The following is a 15,513-nucleotide window of genomic DNA, read 5'->3' on the forward strand; positions in this document are numbered from 1 at the left end:
TCGAGTCAGGCCACGACTTTACCTAACTCTGCCTACTTATTCGCTAACCCTGCAATGCAAGGTGAAACAAAAAGCTCACCTTTATAGGCGCCCTGCACGGTACGCCTGGCCACAATCAGCCACATCAGCGCCAACGCCACCACCAGTGCGCTGCCAAATACGCTGAAGAACCCCAAGTGCAGCAGATTCGCCAACTTCAACGTTGCCAGCGCATACACCCCCAATGGAAAGGTAAAGCCCCACCAGCCGAGGTTGAACGGAATACCGGCGCGCAGGTAACGCAGGGTGATCAACACGGCAATCAGCATCCACCACAAACCGAAGCCCCACAGCGTGATGCCCGCCACCAGGCCCAGGCCGTTGGCCATCTCGCCGACCCCGGGCAAGCCGTTGGCAGCAAAAATCGCTGGCGCGTCGCCGCCCAGCAGCAACATGCCCAGGGCGCCGGTGCCGATGGGTCCAAGCGCCAACCAGCTCGAGGCGGCCATGTTCGCGTGTGGCAATTTATGCAGGGCCATGCGCAGCATCAGGATGGTCAGGATGCTGAACGCCACCGGCAGGGAAAACGCCCACAATACATAGCTGGTCACCAGCATCACCCACTGCGAATGCGCATCCGCCAGGTGCGGCGCCAGCAGCCCACCGCTCGCCGCCGCGACTTCAGCAGCGACCACCGGCAACAGCCAGACGGCGGTCATCTGGTCGATGCTGTGCTCCTGGCGGGTGAACATCATGAATGGGATCAATACGCCGCAGGCCAGGGCCATCGCCACATCGAGCCACCAGATGACTTCGGCCACCGCGATCACATCGCCGCCCCAGCGCGGCAGGCCGAACACCAGCAGGCCGTTGAGAATGGTCGCCAGGCCCATGGGGATCGTGCCGAAGAACATCGACACCGTGGAGTGCCCGAAAATGCGCCGCGCCTCGTTGAAAAACATCACCCAGCGCGCGGCATACAACACGCTGAACAGGATGAACAGGCCGCTGGTGAACAGCCATAACCCTTCACCCAGCGTGCGCAGCGCGGGCAGGTTGACCGGCAATTGGGCCAGGGCCAGCGCGAGCACGCCGGTGCCCATGGTGGCGGCGAACCAGTTGGGGGTGAACTGGCGAATCACTTCCCGGGGTCGGGTCAGGTGGCTGAACGGCTTGTAGCTGATGGTATTCGGGCAGGTCATGCTGGCGATCCTCTTCCTCGGATGAGGTGGAGGCCATCATAGAAGCTGAGCGAATATCTATATAACGGGTAATATCTCTAACTGTTATCTGTTTTACCAATATGCACCGACTGCCGGCTCTGCCACATCAGCGCAGCCAGGGCACCCAACGCCAGCAGGATCAGCACCGCGCCATAACCGTCGGTGGTCGCGATCAAGCCAAAACGTCGAATCAGGTTGCCCGCCAATAACGACGGCAAACAGAACGCCAGGTAACTCAGCACATAAAATGCCGACATCAAGCCCGCCCGCTCATGGGGCAAGGCCAGCGGTACCACACTGCGCAAGGCGCCCAGAAAGCCTGCGCCAAAGCCGCTGCCGGCGATCAGGGTGGCGATGAAAAACAGCGGCAGGCTGGCGCTATGCACCGCCGTAAGGATCAGGGCCACGCCGATGGCCAGCAACCCGGCGCCGAGGCGCAGCACCTTGTCCGCGGGTCGATTGCGCAGGGTGAGGATCATCAGCGCGCCACTCAAGGTCAGCACCGCCACCAGGCCGCCACCGATCAGGTTGGACGTCGAGCCGGTGGCCGCCCGCACCAGCGACGGCGCCAGGGAGAGGTAGAACCCGCCCATCGCCCACACCGCCACATCCACCGGCAACGACAGCCACAACGCCCGGCGTGCCTGAGGCGGCACATGCAGGGTCGGACGCAACGAGGCCAATGCACCCGGGATACGGCTCACGCTTTCCGGCAGACGCCACACATACACGGCCTGCAATACCATCAGCAGCAACAATGTGCAGTAGATCAACTGGGTCGGCAGCGGCGCGAACTCCACCAGCAAACTGCTGCCCATCGCCCCACACGCCATGCCCAGCAACGGCGCCACACTGTTGACCAACGGGCCCTGCTGGCGGTCGCTGTCGAGCAGCGCCGCGCCCAACACCGCGGTGGCCATGCCGGTGGCAAACCCTTGCAGGGTGCGCGCAGCAATCAGCCAGGCCACACTGCCTTCATTGATAAACAGCAACATCGCCAGCATATTCAGGACCAGCGCGGCAAAAATCACCGGCTTGCGTCCGAGGTAGTCCGACAACGAACCCACGGTCAGCAACGCTGCCAGCAGGCTCATGGCGTACACCCCGAAAATCAGCGTGAGCATGCCCGCCGAAAAATGCAGACCTTCCTGATAGAGGTGATACAGCGGCGTCGGCGCACTGGAAGCGGCCAGGAACGTCAGCAAGGTGATCGCGAGGAACACCAGGCTGGGACGATGAGAGGTGGGACTGGACATGGGCACGCTCCGCTAAAGCTAATATTTTGCTTTTGCGGAGTGTGCTACCGGCTGGCTCTTAAAGCAAATTCTTTGTGTTAAGATCGCAACCATGGCGATAAAAGAAGGCCTCCGCCCGGGGGGCCGTAGTGCCCGGGTACAAGAATCCGTTCATTCGGCGGCGCGTGAACTGCTGGAAACCCATGAGCGTTCCAGTGTTACGGTGCCGATGATCGCCGCACGTGCAGGTGTCACGCCCTCGACCATCTACCGGCGTTGGGGTGACCTTGGTGTGTTGCTCGCGGATGTGGCCCTGGCCCGCATGCGCCCGGACAGTGAGCCGGCCAACACCGGCAGCCTGCGCGGCGATGTGCAGGCCTGGGCCGAGCAGTATCTGGATGAGATGAGCTCCGAGCCAGGGCGCAACATGATGCGCGACCTGCAATGCAGCGTGACCCCGGGCTGCTGCGTGAGCATCCTCAGCGGGCAGCTTCAAGTGATTGTCGATCGCTATCCCGACAGCAACCCACCGAGCGTGGCCCACTTGATCAATCTGATCGCGGCGCCGACGGTATTTCGAATTCTGTTTTCAACGGCGCCGCTCACCGTGCAAGAGCTGCACGCCCTGATCGAGCTGGCATTGAAAAAGTAGAGGCCCTACCCAAATCCAAATGTGGGAGGGGGCTTGCCCCTTCCCACATTTTTGGCCTGGTTAAGGTCAGCAGTTATGTACGCATCCCGCGCCCGCTCACCAGCAACCGTGCACAGCCGAAGTACAAGACAATAGTGGCAACGATCATGAAGGTGATCGCCACGCTGATCCTGATATCCGACACGCCCAGAATGCCGTAGCGGAAAGCATTGACCATATGCAACACCGGGTTGGCCAGCGACACGGTCTGCCAGAATGGCGGCAGCAGGGTAATGGAGTAGAACACCCCGCCCAGGTAGGTCAGCGGCGTGAGCACGAAGGTCGGGATGATGGAGATATCATCGAAATTGCGTGCAAACACCGCGTTGATAAACCCCAGCAGCGAAAAGATCGTCGCCGTCAGCACCACCACCAGAATGGTGACGCCCAGATGGTGCACCTGCAGGTGAGTGAAGAACAGCGACAGCAGGGTCACGATCACGCCGACCATCAAGCCGCGCAGAACGCCGCCTGCGGTGTAGCCGATCAGGATGGTGTGCGGCGAAACCGGCGACACCATCAGCTCTTCGATGGAGCGCTGGAATTTGCTGCCGAAGAAGCTGGAGACCACGTTGCCGTAGGAGTTGGTGATCACCGACATCATGATCAGGCCCGGCACGATGTACTCCATGTAGGTGAAACCACCCATGTCACCAATCTGCCGACCGATCAGGTTACCGAAGATCACGAAGTACAGGACCATGGTGATCGCCGGCGGCAGCAGCGTCTGCGGCCAGATCCGGGTGAAGCGCTTCACTTCGCGATAGACGATGGTTTGCAGCGCGACGAGGTTGGGTTGCAGTTCGGAGCTCATACCGCCACCTTCGCCAGATTTTTCTCCACCAGGGACACGAACAACTCCTCAAGGCGATTGGTTTTATTACGCAGGCTCAGCACTTCGATGTTCTGGGTCGCCAACTGCGTGAACAGCGCGGTGATGCCCATGGCCTTGTCCACCTGGACTTCCAGGGTGCGACTGTCCACCAGGCGGCTCGGGTAGCCCAGCAACTGCGGCGGCGCCGACAACGGGTTTTTCAGGTCGAGCAGGAACGTTTCCACGTGCAGTTGGCCCAGCAGATTACGCATGCTGGTGTTCTCGACGATGGTGCCGTGGTCGATGATGCCGATGTTGCGGCACAGTTGCTCGGCCTCTTCCAGATAGTGAGTGGTGAGGATGATGGTGATGCCCTTCTCGTTCAACTCGGTGAGGAAGGTCCACATGGAGCGGCGCAGTTCGATGTCAACGCCGGCAGTGGGCTCGTCGAGGATCAGCAGGCGCGGCTCATGCACCAGTGCGCGGGCGATCATCAGACGGCGTTTCATGCCGCCGGACAGCGAGCGCGACGGCACGTCACGTTTGTCCCAAAGGCCCAGTTGGGTCAGGTACTGCTCGGCGCGCTCCTTGGCGACTTTCGACGGGATGCCGTAGTAACCGGCCTGGGTCACAACGATGTCGAAGGTTTTTTCGAACTGGTTGAAGTTGAATTCCTGGGGCACCACGCCAATGGAGCGCTTGAGCGCCGCCGGGGATTTGTCCAGGTCGTGACCGAAGATGTTCACCGTGCCGCTGGTCTTGTTGACCAGGGTGGAGAGAATACCGATGGTGGTGGATTTGCCGGCACCGTTGGGGCCGAGCAAGGCGAAGAAATCACCTTCGGCAACGTCCAGATCGATACCACTCAAGGCCTGGAAACCGTTGCCGTAGGTTTTGGTTAGCTGCCGGATGGACAGAGCGGAACTCATATCGGAATACGCACCAAAAGAAGGGAATGGAAAGGGTAGATGAAGGCGCACCGCAGGTAGTTCAACCGGGGTGCATGGCGGGCATGGTGAGTGCCCGCGTCACACAAGTACAGTCAAGCGCATTAATAGTGGGTATTAAGTCAACGCAGTCATCACTGCCTTGCGGAAGGCCGGGCGCTGTTGCAGGCGCTGGTACCAGGCCTCCAGGTGCGGCATGGCGGGGCGCTCGATGGGCATTTCGAACCAGGCGTAGATGAAGCAGCCGAGGGGAATATCGCCCATGCCGAACGCGTTGCCGGACAGATAAGGTTGCCCGGCGAGCGCTTGCTCAACGGTGTGGAGCGCATCGATACAGGCCTCGCGCCCGGCATTGATGCTGTCCGGGTTTCGTTTTTCCGGCGCAGTGCGCACGATGCCCCAGAACACCGCTTTGAACGGATCGGCCAGGGTCGAGGTGGTCCAGTCCATCCATTTTTCCGCGTTGGCGCGGGCTTGCAGGTCAGCCGGGTAAAATTCCGACGCGTGTTTGGCGCAGAGGTAGCGCACGATGGTGTTGGATTCCCACAGCACAAAGTCGCCGTCTTCGATCATCGGCACCCGGCCGTTGGGGTTCAATGCCCGGTATTGCGGCGTGTCGACGACCCCGAATGCCCCGCCTGCATCAATCGCCTCGTAGTCCAGGCCGAGCTCCTCGGCGCACCACAGTGCTTTCCTGACGTTTGACGAATTTTTACGACCCCAGATCTTCAGCATGACCGCTCCCTGATTGGGTGAATGGACAACATGTTGTAATAGAACCGCAGCATACGACGCCTGGGTCGCAAAACGGTACTGCATGACTGCCAGGTCAGATAAATCCGCACGAGTTCCGCTACGTTTTCATACGAACTCCCCCCGCACCGGACGGTCACTACCCAGTAAGCGACTGGAACTGTCTTGAACACGTGGTAACACCTTGATCACCGCGCTTGCTCGCATGCCGACTAAGCTCCCTGGTGGTTCGCCCCTGGTTTCACGGAGGATTGAATATGCTGTTGTTGTGGATACTGGTGCTGGTGGTCGGCATTGCCTACCTGGCACACCGCCGCGTTGCCCCGCTGCCCGCCCTGGGCGTGGTTGCCGTTTACCTGCTGGCGATGGGCGCCTGGAGCCACGCACAGGGTTGGCTGCTGCTGATCTTCTGGGTGTTGATCGCTCTGGTGGCCGCGCCCCTGCTGCTGCCCGACCTGCGCCGGCAATACTTCACGAAGCCGCTATTCAGCTGGTTCCAGAAAGTTTTGCCGCCGATGTCCGAAACCGAGCGTGACGCCATCGACGCCGGCACGGTGTGGTGGGACGGCGAACTGTTCAGCGGCCGCCCCGACTGGGACAAGTTGCTGGCCTACCCCAAGGTAAAACTGACCGAAGAAGAACAGGCGTTTATCGACGGCCCCACCGAAGAACTCTGCGCCATGGTCAGCGACTGGGAAATCGGCCAGGCCATGGACCTGCCGCCCGCCGCCTGGGAGCACATCAAGACCCACGGTTTCTTCGCGCTGATCATTCCCAAGGAGTACGGCGGCAAGGGCTTTTCCGCCTACGCCCACTCCCAGGTGGCGATGAAACTCGCCACCCGCAGCGGCGACCTCGCGTCCACGGTGATGGTGCCCAACTCCCTGGGCCCGGCCGAACTGCTGCTGCACTACGGCACTGACGAACAACGCAACCACTACCTGCCGCGCCTGGCGCGCGGCGATGACATCCCGTGCTTCGCCCTCACCGGCCCGCTGGCCGGCTCCGATGCGGGCGCCATGCCCGACACCGGGGTGATCTGCAAAGGTGAATGGGAGGGCAAGGAGACCCTCGGCCTGCGCCTGAACTGGGAGAAACGCTACATTACCCTCGGCCCGGTGGCGACCCTGCTGGGCCTGGCCTTCAAGGCCCATGACCCGGATCACCTGCTGGGCGAGGAAGAAGACCTCGGCATCAGCCTCGCGCTGATTCCCACCGACACCCCGGGCGTGGAGATCGGCCGTCGCCACCTGCCACTGGGCGCTGCGTTCATGAACGGGCCCAACTCGGGCAAGGACGTGTTCATTCCCCTGGAATACCTCATCGGTGGTCAGGAGATGCTCGGCAAGGGCTGGATGATGCTGATGAACTGCCTGTCGGTGGGCCGCTCGATCTCATTGCCGGCCGTCGGCACCGGTGCCGCCAAGTTCACCAGTCTGGTCACTGGCCAGTACGCCCAGGTGCGCGAACAGTTCAATGTACCGCTGTCGGCATTCGAAGGTATTCAGGAGTCCCTGGCACGTATCGGCGGTAACGCCTGGCTGATGGACAGCGCGCGGATGCTCACCGCCAACGCCGTCGACCTGGGGGAAAAGCCCTCGGTGCTGTCGGCGATCCTCAAGTACCACCTGACCGAACGTGGCCGCGAGTGCATCACCCACGCCATGGACGTGCACGGCGGCAAGGGCATCATCATGGGCCCGAACAACTACCTGGGCCGCAGCTGGCAGGGCGCGCCGATTTTCATCACGGTGGAAGGCGCCAACATCCTCTCGCGCAATCTGATGATCTTCGGCCAGGGCGCGATTCGCTGCCACCCGTTCGTGCTCAAGGAAATGGCGCTGGCCGGGCGTGAAGACCGTGACCAGGCCCTCAAGGAGTTCGACGGCCTGCTGATGCAGCACATCGGTTTTGCCGTCAGCAACGCCGCCAGCACCCTGGTGCTGAACCTGGGCCTTGGCCACTTCGAGAAAGCCCCGGGCAACCGCCTGAGCCAGGGTTATTTCCGCGCCTTGAACCGGCAGGCGGCGGCCTTCGCATTGCTTGCCGACTTGAGCATGATGCTGCTCGGTGGCGAGCTCAAACGCCGCGAACGCCTGTCGGCGCGCCTGGGCGATGTGCTGAGCCATATGTACCTGGCCTCGGCGGCGCTCAAGCGTTACCACGACCTGGATTCACCGGATCACCTGGAGCCCTTGTTTGCCTGGGCCATGGAAGAAAGCCTCGGCGAGTCGGAGCGTGCGCTGGATGAACTGCTGAGCAACTTCCCGAACAAGGTGCTGGGCTGCCTGTTGCGAGTGATCGTGTTCCCGTTCGGACGGCGCCATACCGGGCCATCCGATGCACTGGATGCCGAAGTGGCAGCAGTGATTGGCCGCGCCAAGGGCGACCCGACGCTTGAAGAGCTTCTGGCCGGCTGCTACCGCCCGCAATCGGCGCAGGATCCAGTCGGCGCCCTGCAGCATGCCTACGACCTGCTCGGCGCCAGCCATCCGCTGCAAAAGAAACTGCACAGCGCGTTGAAAAGTGGCCAGGTCAAACCGACTGCCGGCGAACACGCCATCGACGCCGCCCTGCAAGCGGGCGTGCTGCAACCGGCCGAAGCGCAGACCCTGCGCGACGCCGAAGCGGCGCGACGCAAGGTGATCGACGTGGATGATTTCAGCAAGGAAGAGCTGACCCAGGCTGAAGGCAAGGTCCGCTGATACCTGCGGTTATATAATTACGGGCGCTTGAGCTATATACTCTCGCGCCCGTTTTTAATTTTATTAAAAATCAATAGCTTATCTCAACGCTCGCTGAAATTTTCTACGCAAGAGCCTACGCAAAAATTCTTCATCCACAGCGGTGAAAATAGCTCCCCCACACCATGGAATATACCGATGAAATCTCCCTCAGATTTGAAGGTGCTCAGCGCTATCTACAACCTTTACTACGAAGAATTCAAAAACTTCTCGCGTGAGCCTGACATTGAAAATGGGCGAACGAGTAAAATCTATGTCCCCATCAACTGCAAAATAATTGCCAATGACCTAGGCGTAGATAGCGACATCATTTTTGGCAGGCTCTACTACCATCTGGAACACAAGTACGGCTATAGAAACGAAGACGGGACAAAGGTGCATTTCTTCACCCTAGGTATCGAGTCAGATAGACACTGTGTGAACCTTCCTCTTCTTGCATCTGTGCTCGCAGGACTACAAGAAGAAAGCAGTAAGTTCCAATTGGCTACCGTGCTTTCCGGCTTAGCTGTCGTAATCTCAATAGTAGTGCCACTGGTTACCGCGCTGCTGGACAAGCCATAAGCAAGGCTGAGGAACGTGCCCGTTCCTATTCCAGCGCGTGCTGGTCGTCAGCACCTGACGTTAAGTGATCACCTTCAGGTGAAGTTCACGACACACCCTAAGATCGGTGACTTAAATAGAATGCACGCCCCTTAGGGGTAAAACCATAAGCGAGGCCGTTACCAGTAACAACTAATCCCAGCAACTTATGCTCCACCAGAACATCAATACTGCCTTGAGCCTCAACATTCCCAACATTTAATGAAGTACGCAGTTCGCGTGGAGTAGGGTTGATGTCAGCGTCAGCGAATTCAGCGATAGTGGATAGCAGCCTAAAGGCTAAAGCAGGAAGAGCATCCTCAGCCTGCCCTTCGGATTGAAGTTTTGCACCAACTTCTTGCGTTAGTTTGGAATTAGACTTTTTTAGAGCGGCGCAAGCAGCCTCTAATTCATCTCTGGACTTTTCTAAACTCCCATACTTAGATCTTAACTCACGATAAGCAGTCTTAAGCTCATCCGTGTAAGCGAAGTTCTGACGCGTTTGCCGTTCATACATGTATGTGATCCCGATCAAACTCACGACACAAATCATCAAAACCGTAAATACTACCCAAAACGGGATTGGGACTGCGAATGCGCCGAACTCGATACACCACGCTACGATCTTAGACAACCAGATAGGAAGCTCGCCATGTTCGACAAAGTAATTCGTCAATGCCACTGCTATCACACCGGTAGCGGCTAACAAACCGCCGACGATCTTTCGTCGCAATCCCTTCAATTTCCGCTCTACCTAACACGTCAAAACTTCATTCTATCAGAGGATAATGTAACTGGCGCACAAGCCTATTCCTGGGAACCCGTTTTAAGAGACCTCGAAAGAATACGTTTACCGCCGAACGTTTTACGCACATCGATAGGAACGTCGAATCTGACGTGGTACGTGCCACCCCGAAGCTGTAAATTATGAGCCTTATCCATCACCAGTCCTTGCGGCCTAATTCTACGCAAGATTCTACGCAAATTGAGCCGCACAGCCAGTAGGTCCAGCGTTTACTGGGCCTTCCTCCATTCTAGCGAGGGCTATATACTCTCGCGCCCGTTTTTGCTTTAGAGGACTTATCGCGTGTCCAACGTCGTTGCCGATCATCTCGTCTTGCTCGACCACCTGCGCAGCATCCTGGTTGCCGTTGGCGAAGCCGAACAAGTGCCCGAGGAAAGCCACACCCTGTTTCTGGAGCGCTTCGACGAACTGCGCGCCCTGCTGCCGATCGACCCGATCGAAAGCCAGTACCTGGGCCAGGACCTCATGAGCCAGGTCATCCTGCGCTACCCGCAAATCGCCCACCTCGTGCCACGCGACCTGCTGTGGTTCTTCGGCGGCGACTGTCTGCACTTCATGCCCGACGAAGAACTGGACCTGTACCAGGCGCTGGAAGAACGCCGTCATGAAGCCGAGCTGAATGATGAACCGTTCGACTGGAACCAGGAAAAGCAGCTGCTGGCCATGCCGGACGACCAGAGCAAGCACTGATTGTCGCAAGCTTGATAAACCCGATGTGGGAGCAAAAACCTCCCGCACTTTTGAGCGCACGCTGCGCCTGAGTGATGGTAATGTGTGGAAATGTTTCTGACAGATCGGTCAGAAACGTCTCCAGTACCTGCAAAGGAATGCGACTCTCCATGCACTTTCCACTCAAGCAACTGGCCGTAGCGACCCTCCTGGCCGCCAGCCTGTCGAGCGTCACCCCCTCCGCTTTTGCCAACATTACTCCCGAGCAAAGTGCCGCGATCCTGAAAAATTTCAGCGAAACGCCGGCCACTGATTTCCGCAGTTTCCTCGCTGCTCTGCATAAAGATGACCTGGGCAAGACTATTGACACAGGTCCGGCGATCAACGCGTTTCTCGACAACAAAACCCTCACCGCCGACCAACAAAACGAAATCCACCGCCTGCTCGGCATTTACACCCGTGCGAAATACGGCAAGGCCGCTCTCGAAACCCTGCGCGAGCTGGTAGAGATTCCAACCTTCAACGTCGACGGTCTGCCGCAGTACAAAAACCCCGAATTTCTCAAGATCGCCGACAGGATCCAGACGCTGGCCAAGTCGTTCAACCTCACCTTCCGCAACGTTGACAACCGGGTGTACGAGATCTCCCTGGAAGGCAGTGGCGATGAGCTGGTGGGCATCCATGCCCACGCCGATGTGGTCCCGGTGACGCCGGAGAATTGGGTGCTCAAGGACGGCACCCGGCTTGACCCGTTCAAGGTCACGCAGATCGGTGACCGCATGTACGGCCGTGGTACCGAGGATGACAAGAACGGCATCGTGGTGGCGATGTACGCGATGAAAGTGATCAAGGAAGAAAAACTGCCGCTGGCGCGCACCTTCAAGTTGCTGGTGGACACCACTGAGGAAACCGCCGGAGATGCCATCCCCTACTACTTCGCGCGTAACCCGGTGCCGCAATACAACCTGGCACTGGACGGCGGCTACCCGGTGGTGATTGCCGAGAAAGGCTCGGGCACCGTCATGGCCACGTTCCCGGTGCTCAAGGGCGAAGGCAGCGGCGCAGAAATCATCTCCATGACCGGCGGCAAGGCCACCAACCAGATTCCGTCAGCGTCGGTGGCCACGCTGATCAGCGATAAACCTGCAGAACTGGCCGCCGCCCTGCAGCAGGCCGGCACTGAATACGCCGAGCGCAACGGCGGTGATTTCCAGGTAAGCGCCAAGGTCGACGGCAAGGACGTCAAGCTCACCGTCACGGGCGTGTCTGCCCATTCCTCGGCGCCGCAATCCGGGGTCAATCCGGTGGCGCGCATGCTGGAGTTGATCCACAGCGTCGACGGCAAGATCGCGCTCAAGCACAACCACATCACCGACGCCGCGCGGTACGCAGCCGACAACTGGGGCCTGGATTACCTGGGTGGCAAGCTGGGGGTGGGCTTTTCCGATGCGTTCATGGGGCCGCTGACCACCTCGCTGACCTTCGTCAGCCAGGACGACAAGGCTTTCAAGCTGGCGGTGAATCTGCGCGCGCCGAAAGGCAAATCACCGGAAGCGCTCAAGGCGCAGATCGAGCAGAAGTTGAACGCCTGGAACGCGCATGCCAAGGTCAACGTGAGTTTCACCTGCTCGCTCAACACGCCGATGTACCGCAACCCCGAAGGTGAATGGGTGAAGGCCCTGCTGGCGGTGTCCACCGAAAACCTCGGCATGGCGCACACGTTCGGCACCTCTGCCGGCGCCACGTCCGTGCACGATCTGCCCAATGGTGTGCAATTTGGTCTGGCGCGTCCGGAAACCAAGTACACCGGGCACACCGACGGCGAATTCAAGACCGTCGAGCAGTTCCTGCTGGACCTGCAGATCGTGACTGAAATGATGGGCCGCATAGGTCAGTTGCCAAAACTCTGACAAATAAAAACGCCGACCAATCCTGATCGGCGTTTTTGTCAGCGACGTAGTGTGCCCCCCTCACCCGCCTGCGCCCACGAACGGCAGCGCCAGATACAGCTTGATCACCACCGCGTTGGTGATGTCGATGAAAAACGCGCCCACCATCGGCACTACCAGAAAGGCGATCTGCGAGGGCCCGAAGCGTTGAGTCACGGCCTGCATATTGGCAATCGCAGTGGGCGTGGCGCCCAGGCCGAACCCGCAGTGCCCCGCCGCCAATACCGCCGCATCGTAATTGCTGCCCATCACGCGGAAGGTCACGAATATCGCGAACAGCGCCATCAACAGCGCCTGAGCCGCCAGCAGAATCACAATCGGCAAGGCCAGGGCAGCCAGGTCCCACAGCTTGAGCGACATCAAGGCAATCGCCAGGAACAACGACAGGCTGACATTGCCCAGCAGCGACACCTCACGTTCGAACACCTGGTGCCAACCCAGCGCCGACAGGCCGTTGCGCAACACCACGCCCACGAACAGCACACAGACAAAGGTTGGCAACTCGAACGCCGTGCCCTGGATCAACCCGCTGAGGAAAGTACCCACCTGCAGGCTTATCGCCAACAGCGCCAGGGTCTCGATAAACGAGGACGAGGTAATCATGCGTTCGCGATGGGGTTGTTCAAAGCCCTTGGGCAGGCGCGGCAACGCCTGCTCGACGCCAGGCGCCTGCACCCGCTTGATCAGCAGTCTCGCCACCGGCCCACCGATCAAGCCGCCCAGTACCAGGCCAAAGGTCGCCGACGCCATCGCCAGCTCGGAGGCCGAGGCCACGCCGTACTTATCGCTGAACACCGCGCTCCAGGCCGCACCTGTGCCGTGTCCACCGGACAGGGTGATGGAGCCGGCCAGCAAACCCATCAGTGGGTCGAGCCCGAGCACCTTGGCCAGCGCGATGCCCATGGCATTTTGCAGCACCAGCAGGCCCGTCACCACCAACAGGAAAATGCCGAGTATGCGCCCACCTGTCTTCAGGCTGGCGAAGTCCGCATTCAGGCCAATGGTGGCGAAAAACGCCAGCATCAAAGGCACTTGCAGCGATGCATCGAAGCGAACTTCAACACCCGCCATTAAACGCAACACCACCAATAGCGCGGCCACCAGTAACCCGCCGGCCACCGGCTCGGGAATGCTGTAGGTGCGTAAAAAACCGATGCGAGCCACCAGCCAGCGCCCCAGCAATAGCACCAGGGAGGCAGCGACCAGAGTCGAATAAAAGTCGAGCTGAAACATCCGGGCAGTTCTCTGAAGTGAACGGGGAGAATGGGGCGGTCAGAGTAGACACACTGCCCCCCGGGCACAGCTACCCGAAGCGAAGTACAGAACGTTCTTACGCACTTCACAAAAAACCCTACACGCAGGGTAAGTTTTTCGCTTTCCAGCCCACCCAAGCAGAGGTTGGTATGCATGGGATCAAAAAAGGCACAAACAAAAACGCCGATCATCTCTGATCGGCGTTTTCATTGAATATGGAGCGGGAAACGAGACTCGAACTCGCGACCCCGACCTTGGCAAGGTCGTGCTCTACCAACTGAGCTATTCCCGCAAATGGCGTCCCCTAGGGGACTCGAACCCCTGTTACCGCCGTGAAAGGGCGGTGTCCTAGGCCACTAGACGAAGGGGACACGCTACTGAAACACATGGTGTGTATTTCAGTGCCCAGAGGCCGCATCCGAAGAAGTGGTCCTGGTTTCACTCAGTGCCGCCCTAGAGCAACACTGCTTAAAAACTGGAGCGGGAAACGAGACTCGAACTCGCGACCCCGACCTTGGCAAGGTCGTGCTCTACCAACTGAGCTATTCCCGCATATGGCGTCCCCTAGGGGACTCGAACCCCTGTTACCGCCGTGAAAGGGCGGTGTCCTAGGCCACTAGACGAAGGGGACACACGTACAACATTCACTCCCTACCGCGTTTCGCTGTGTGCTTTACGCTGTAAGTGGCGCGCATTCTATGGATGGATTGAAAGGTCGTCAACCCCCAAGGATAAATTTATTTAAATCAATGACTTCCCCCGTGTTTACGCGCCTGCACGGGCGTTGCGCCGCCCTGCAACCCGGCGCCTATATTCTGGCGCCCGACAAGGCGCTATAGTTCGCTCCAACAGATGATGGCAATGTGCGCCCATTCATCGAGCGCTATACCTATATAGAAGAAGGTACCTGGGCAACCGGTCGAACAGTCCTATCCGCCGGACGGCCCAGTCACTACACTCCACAGCAAACCCCTATTAAGAGGTCACGCCGGTGACACCACTCATGATCACCCTGCTGGTAGTAGTCGGGATCGTAATATTGATCGCCATTGGCTACATGAACCACGTGGTGGAAAACAACAAGCTGGAAAAGAAACGCACTGAGATCGAACTCAACGACCGGTTGCGTCGCTGCGGCGAAATCACCGAGACCTTCCCCGGCCAGTTGATGACCCCGGCGCTCAAGCTGTTGCTCACCCGCCTGGAGCTCAACGTCAACCAGCGCCTGCTCAACCTCAACAGGTCCAGCGCGGCACTCAAGGCGCGGATCAGCGAACTCGATGCACTGATCGCCCAGGGCGAATCAATCCCGGTCGCCAACCCGCCCGCGCCGATCCAGACCGAAGCCAAGGCCAAGGACGTGCGCTTCCTCCTCGAAGCCTTGCACGGCCAAGTCACCCGCGCAGCTCAGGATGGGTTCCTGCCGGCCAACGAAGCCAAGCACTGGATCCGCGAAATTCGTCACCTCCTGGTGCTGCTGCATATCGAGTTCTTCAACAACCTCGGCCAGCACGCATTGCTGCAAGGCCAACCCGGCCAGGCACGCCTGGCCTTCGAGCGCGGCGTGCAATACCTGCGCAAACAACCGGAACCGGCGCTCTACAGCACCCAACTGAAAATGCTCGAATCCCAACTGGCCCGCGCCAACTCCACCGTCCTGACCAACAGCCAGCCCGCCGAAGACGAAGTCAACGAACTGACCGAAGGCCTGAAAGTCGACGACGCCGATGCAGCGTGGAAGAAGAAGGCAATCTACGACTGATCCGCTATTGCTCTTGATCTCAGGCGCCCGTCAACCACGCTGGCCGAACGCAGGCTTGAATCCGTGGCTAAGCGAGGTGCCGAGAGGTGGGGCAAGAGCCTTTGGCTAC

At 59.3% G+C, this 15,513-nt stretch carries 14 protein-coding genes and 4 tRNA genes; 6 read left to right on the forward strand and 12 right to left on the reverse strand.

Features of this window, described 5'->3' with window-relative positions; genetic code table 11:
• Positions 1-32: 32 nt before the first annotated feature.
• Together ACXX81_RS14040 and ACXX81_RS14045 are read right to left on the reverse strand one after the other, a co-directional pair.
• Positions 33-1,181 (reverse strand): TDT family transporter, encoded by a 1,149-nt coding sequence (locus ACXX81_RS14040; protein ID WP_458571910.1) that lies wholly within the window; start codon positions 1,179-1,181, stop codon positions 33-35.
• 77 nt (positions 1,182-1,258) lie between these two features.
• Positions 1,259-2,458 (reverse strand): MFS transporter, encoded by a 1,200-nt coding sequence (locus ACXX81_RS14045; protein ID WP_322213161.1) that lies wholly within the window; start codon positions 2,456-2,458, stop codon positions 1,259-1,261.
• 91 nt (positions 2,459-2,549) lie between these two features.
• On the opposite strand from ACXX81_RS14045, the gene ACXX81_RS14050 reads away from it, so the two are divergent.
• Positions 2,550-3,089 (forward strand): TetR/AcrR family transcriptional regulator, encoded by a 540-nt coding sequence (locus ACXX81_RS14050; RefSeq protein WP_209980692.1) that lies wholly within the window; start codon positions 2,550-2,552, stop codon positions 3,087-3,089.
• Positions 3,090-3,162: 73 nt separating this feature from the next.
• On the opposite strand, the gene ACXX81_RS14055 is transcribed toward ACXX81_RS14050, so the two are convergent.
• From ACXX81_RS14055 to ACXX81_RS14065, 3 genes are all read right to left on the reverse strand, one after another.
• Positions 3,163-3,942, reverse strand: a complete 780-nt coding sequence (locus ACXX81_RS14055) for an ABC transporter permease (protein ID WP_209980690.1) — start codon at positions 3,940-3,942, stop codon at positions 3,163-3,165.
• Entirely contained in the window at positions 3,939-4,871 is a 933-nt protein-coding gene (locus ACXX81_RS14060) for an ABC transporter ATP-binding protein (RefSeq protein ID WP_057008301.1), read from the reverse strand. Before ACXX81_RS14060 ends, ACXX81_RS14055 begins: the two co-directional genes overlap by 4 nt.
• A gap of 135 nt (positions 4,872-5,006) precedes the next feature.
• The gene (locus tag ACXX81_RS14065; protein WP_209980688.1) at positions 5,007-5,624 is read right to left on the reverse strand and encodes a glutathione S-transferase family protein; all 618 of its coding nucleotides are present in this window, start codon (positions 5,622-5,624) and stop codon (positions 5,007-5,009) included.
• Positions 5,625-5,899: 275 nt separating this feature from the next.
• Here ACXX81_RS14065 and ACXX81_RS14070 point away from each other — a divergent pair, with 275 nt between their 5' ends.
• Together ACXX81_RS14070 and ACXX81_RS14075 are read left to right on the forward strand one after the other, a co-directional pair.
• The gene (locus tag ACXX81_RS14070) at positions 5,900-8,347 is read left to right on the forward strand and encodes an acyl-CoA dehydrogenase (RefSeq protein ID WP_458571911.1); all 2,448 of its coding nucleotides are present in this window, start codon (positions 5,900-5,902) and stop codon (positions 8,345-8,347) included.
• Positions 8,348-8,524: 177 nt separating this feature from the next.
• On the forward strand, positions 8,525-8,947 hold the full coding sequence (locus tag ACXX81_RS14075; protein ID WP_458571912.1) for a hypothetical protein: 423 nt from the start codon (positions 8,525-8,527) through the stop codon (positions 8,945-8,947).
• A gap of 97 nt (positions 8,948-9,044) precedes the next feature.
• Here ACXX81_RS14075 and ACXX81_RS14080 read toward each other — a convergent pair whose 3' ends face one another.
• Both ACXX81_RS14080 and ACXX81_RS14085 read right to left on the reverse strand, forming a co-directional pair.
• The gene (locus ACXX81_RS14080) at positions 9,045-9,698 is read right to left on the reverse strand and encodes a hypothetical protein (protein WP_458571913.1); all 654 of its coding nucleotides are present in this window, start codon (positions 9,696-9,698) and stop codon (positions 9,045-9,047) included.
• Positions 9,699-9,772: 74 nt separating this feature from the next.
• Complete coding sequence (locus tag ACXX81_RS14085) at positions 9,773-9,907, reverse strand: DUF6538 domain-containing protein (RefSeq protein ID WP_458571914.1); 135 nt, start codon at positions 9,905-9,907, stop codon at positions 9,773-9,775.
• A 145-nt stretch (positions 9,908-10,052) separates the two neighbouring features.
• Between ACXX81_RS14085 and ACXX81_RS14090 the strand changes: the two genes are divergently transcribed.
• Both ACXX81_RS14090 and ACXX81_RS14095 read left to right on the forward strand, forming a co-directional pair.
• Positions 10,053-10,460 (forward strand): PA2817 family protein, encoded by a 408-nt coding sequence (locus ACXX81_RS14090; RefSeq protein WP_003237131.1) that lies wholly within the window; start codon positions 10,053-10,055, stop codon positions 10,458-10,460.
• Positions 10,461-10,609: 149 nt separating this feature from the next.
• A complete protein-coding gene (locus tag ACXX81_RS14095) occupies positions 10,610-12,349 on the forward strand; it encodes a dipeptidase (RefSeq protein WP_458571915.1) in 1,740 nt (579 codons plus the stop codon).
• Between the two features lie 60 nt (positions 12,350-12,409).
• Here the strand turns inward: ACXX81_RS14095 and gltS are convergent, their stop codons facing one another.
• From gltS to ACXX81_RS14120, 5 genes are all read right to left on the reverse strand, one after another.
• Entirely contained in the window at positions 12,410-13,621 is a 1,212-nt protein-coding gene (gene gltS / locus ACXX81_RS14100) for a sodium/glutamate symporter (protein ID WP_458571916.1), read from the reverse strand.
• A gap of 237 nt (positions 13,622-13,858) precedes the next feature.
• Positions 13,859-13,934, reverse strand: a tRNA-Gly gene (locus tag ACXX81_RS14105).
• Positions 13,935-13,937: 3 nt separating this feature from the next.
• A tRNA-Glu gene (locus ACXX81_RS14110) sits at positions 13,938-14,013 on the reverse strand.
• Between the two features lie 105 nt (positions 14,014-14,118).
• Positions 14,119-14,194 (reverse strand) — tRNA-Gly (locus ACXX81_RS14115).
• Between the two features lie 3 nt (positions 14,195-14,197).
• Positions 14,198-14,273 (reverse strand) — tRNA-Glu (locus ACXX81_RS14120).
• Between the two features lie 372 nt (positions 14,274-14,645).
• On the opposite strand from ACXX81_RS14120, the gene ACXX81_RS14125 reads away from it, so the two are divergent.
• Entirely contained in the window at positions 14,646-15,404 is a 759-nt protein-coding gene (locus tag ACXX81_RS14125; RefSeq protein ID WP_231423310.1) for a hypothetical protein, read from the forward strand.
• The last annotated feature ends 109 nt before the right edge of the window (positions 15,405-15,513 follow it).

This window comes from Pseudomonas sp. GNP013, from assembly GCF_054343995.1.

What these genes read in the sequence shown, in the direction of transcription:
- ACXX81_RS14065 (WP_209980688.1), bottom strand. Translation starts at nt 5,624, where the DNA reads ATGCTGAAGATCTGGGGTCGTAAAAATTCGTCAAACGTCAGGAAAGCA.
- ACXX81_RS14125 (WP_231423310.1), top strand. Translation starts at nt 14,646, where the DNA reads ATGATCACCCTGCTGGTAGTAGTCGGGATCGTAATATTGATCGCCATT.
- ACXX81_RS14085 (WP_458571914.1), bottom strand. Translation starts at nt 9,907, where the DNA reads ATGGATAAGGCTCATAATTTACAGCTTCGGGGTGGCACGTACCACGTC.
- ACXX81_RS14070 (WP_458571911.1), top strand. Translation starts at nt 5,900, where the DNA reads ATGCTGTTGTTGTGGATACTGGTGCTGGTGGTCGGCATTGCCTACCTG.
- ACXX81_RS14040 (WP_458571910.1), bottom strand. Translation starts at nt 1,181, where the DNA reads ATGACCTGCCCGAATACCATCAGCTACAAGCCGTTCAGCCACCTGACC.
- ACXX81_RS14095 (WP_458571915.1), top strand. Translation starts at nt 10,610, where the DNA reads ATGCACTTTCCACTCAAGCAACTGGCCGTAGCGACCCTCCTGGCCGCC.
- ACXX81_RS14055 (WP_209980690.1), bottom strand. Translation starts at nt 3,942, where the DNA reads ATGAGCTCCGAACTGCAACCCAACCTCGTCGCGCTGCAAACCATCGTC.
- ACXX81_RS14045 (WP_322213161.1), bottom strand. Translation starts at nt 2,458, where the DNA reads ATGTCCAGTCCCACCTCTCATCGTCCCAGCCTGGTGTTCCTCGCGATC.
- ACXX81_RS14060 (WP_057008301.1), bottom strand. Translation starts at nt 4,871, where the DNA reads ATGAGTTCCGCTCTGTCCATCCGGCAGCTAACCAAAACCTACGGCAAC.
- ACXX81_RS14075 (WP_458571912.1), top strand. Translation starts at nt 8,525, where the DNA reads ATGAAATCTCCCTCAGATTTGAAGGTGCTCAGCGCTATCTACAACCTT.
- ACXX81_RS14050 (WP_209980692.1), top strand. Translation starts at nt 2,550, where the DNA reads ATGGCGATAAAAGAAGGCCTCCGCCCGGGGGGCCGTAGTGCCCGGGTA.
- gltS (WP_458571916.1), bottom strand. Translation starts at nt 13,621, where the DNA reads ATGTTTCAGCTCGACTTTTATTCGACTCTGGTCGCTGCCTCCCTGGTG.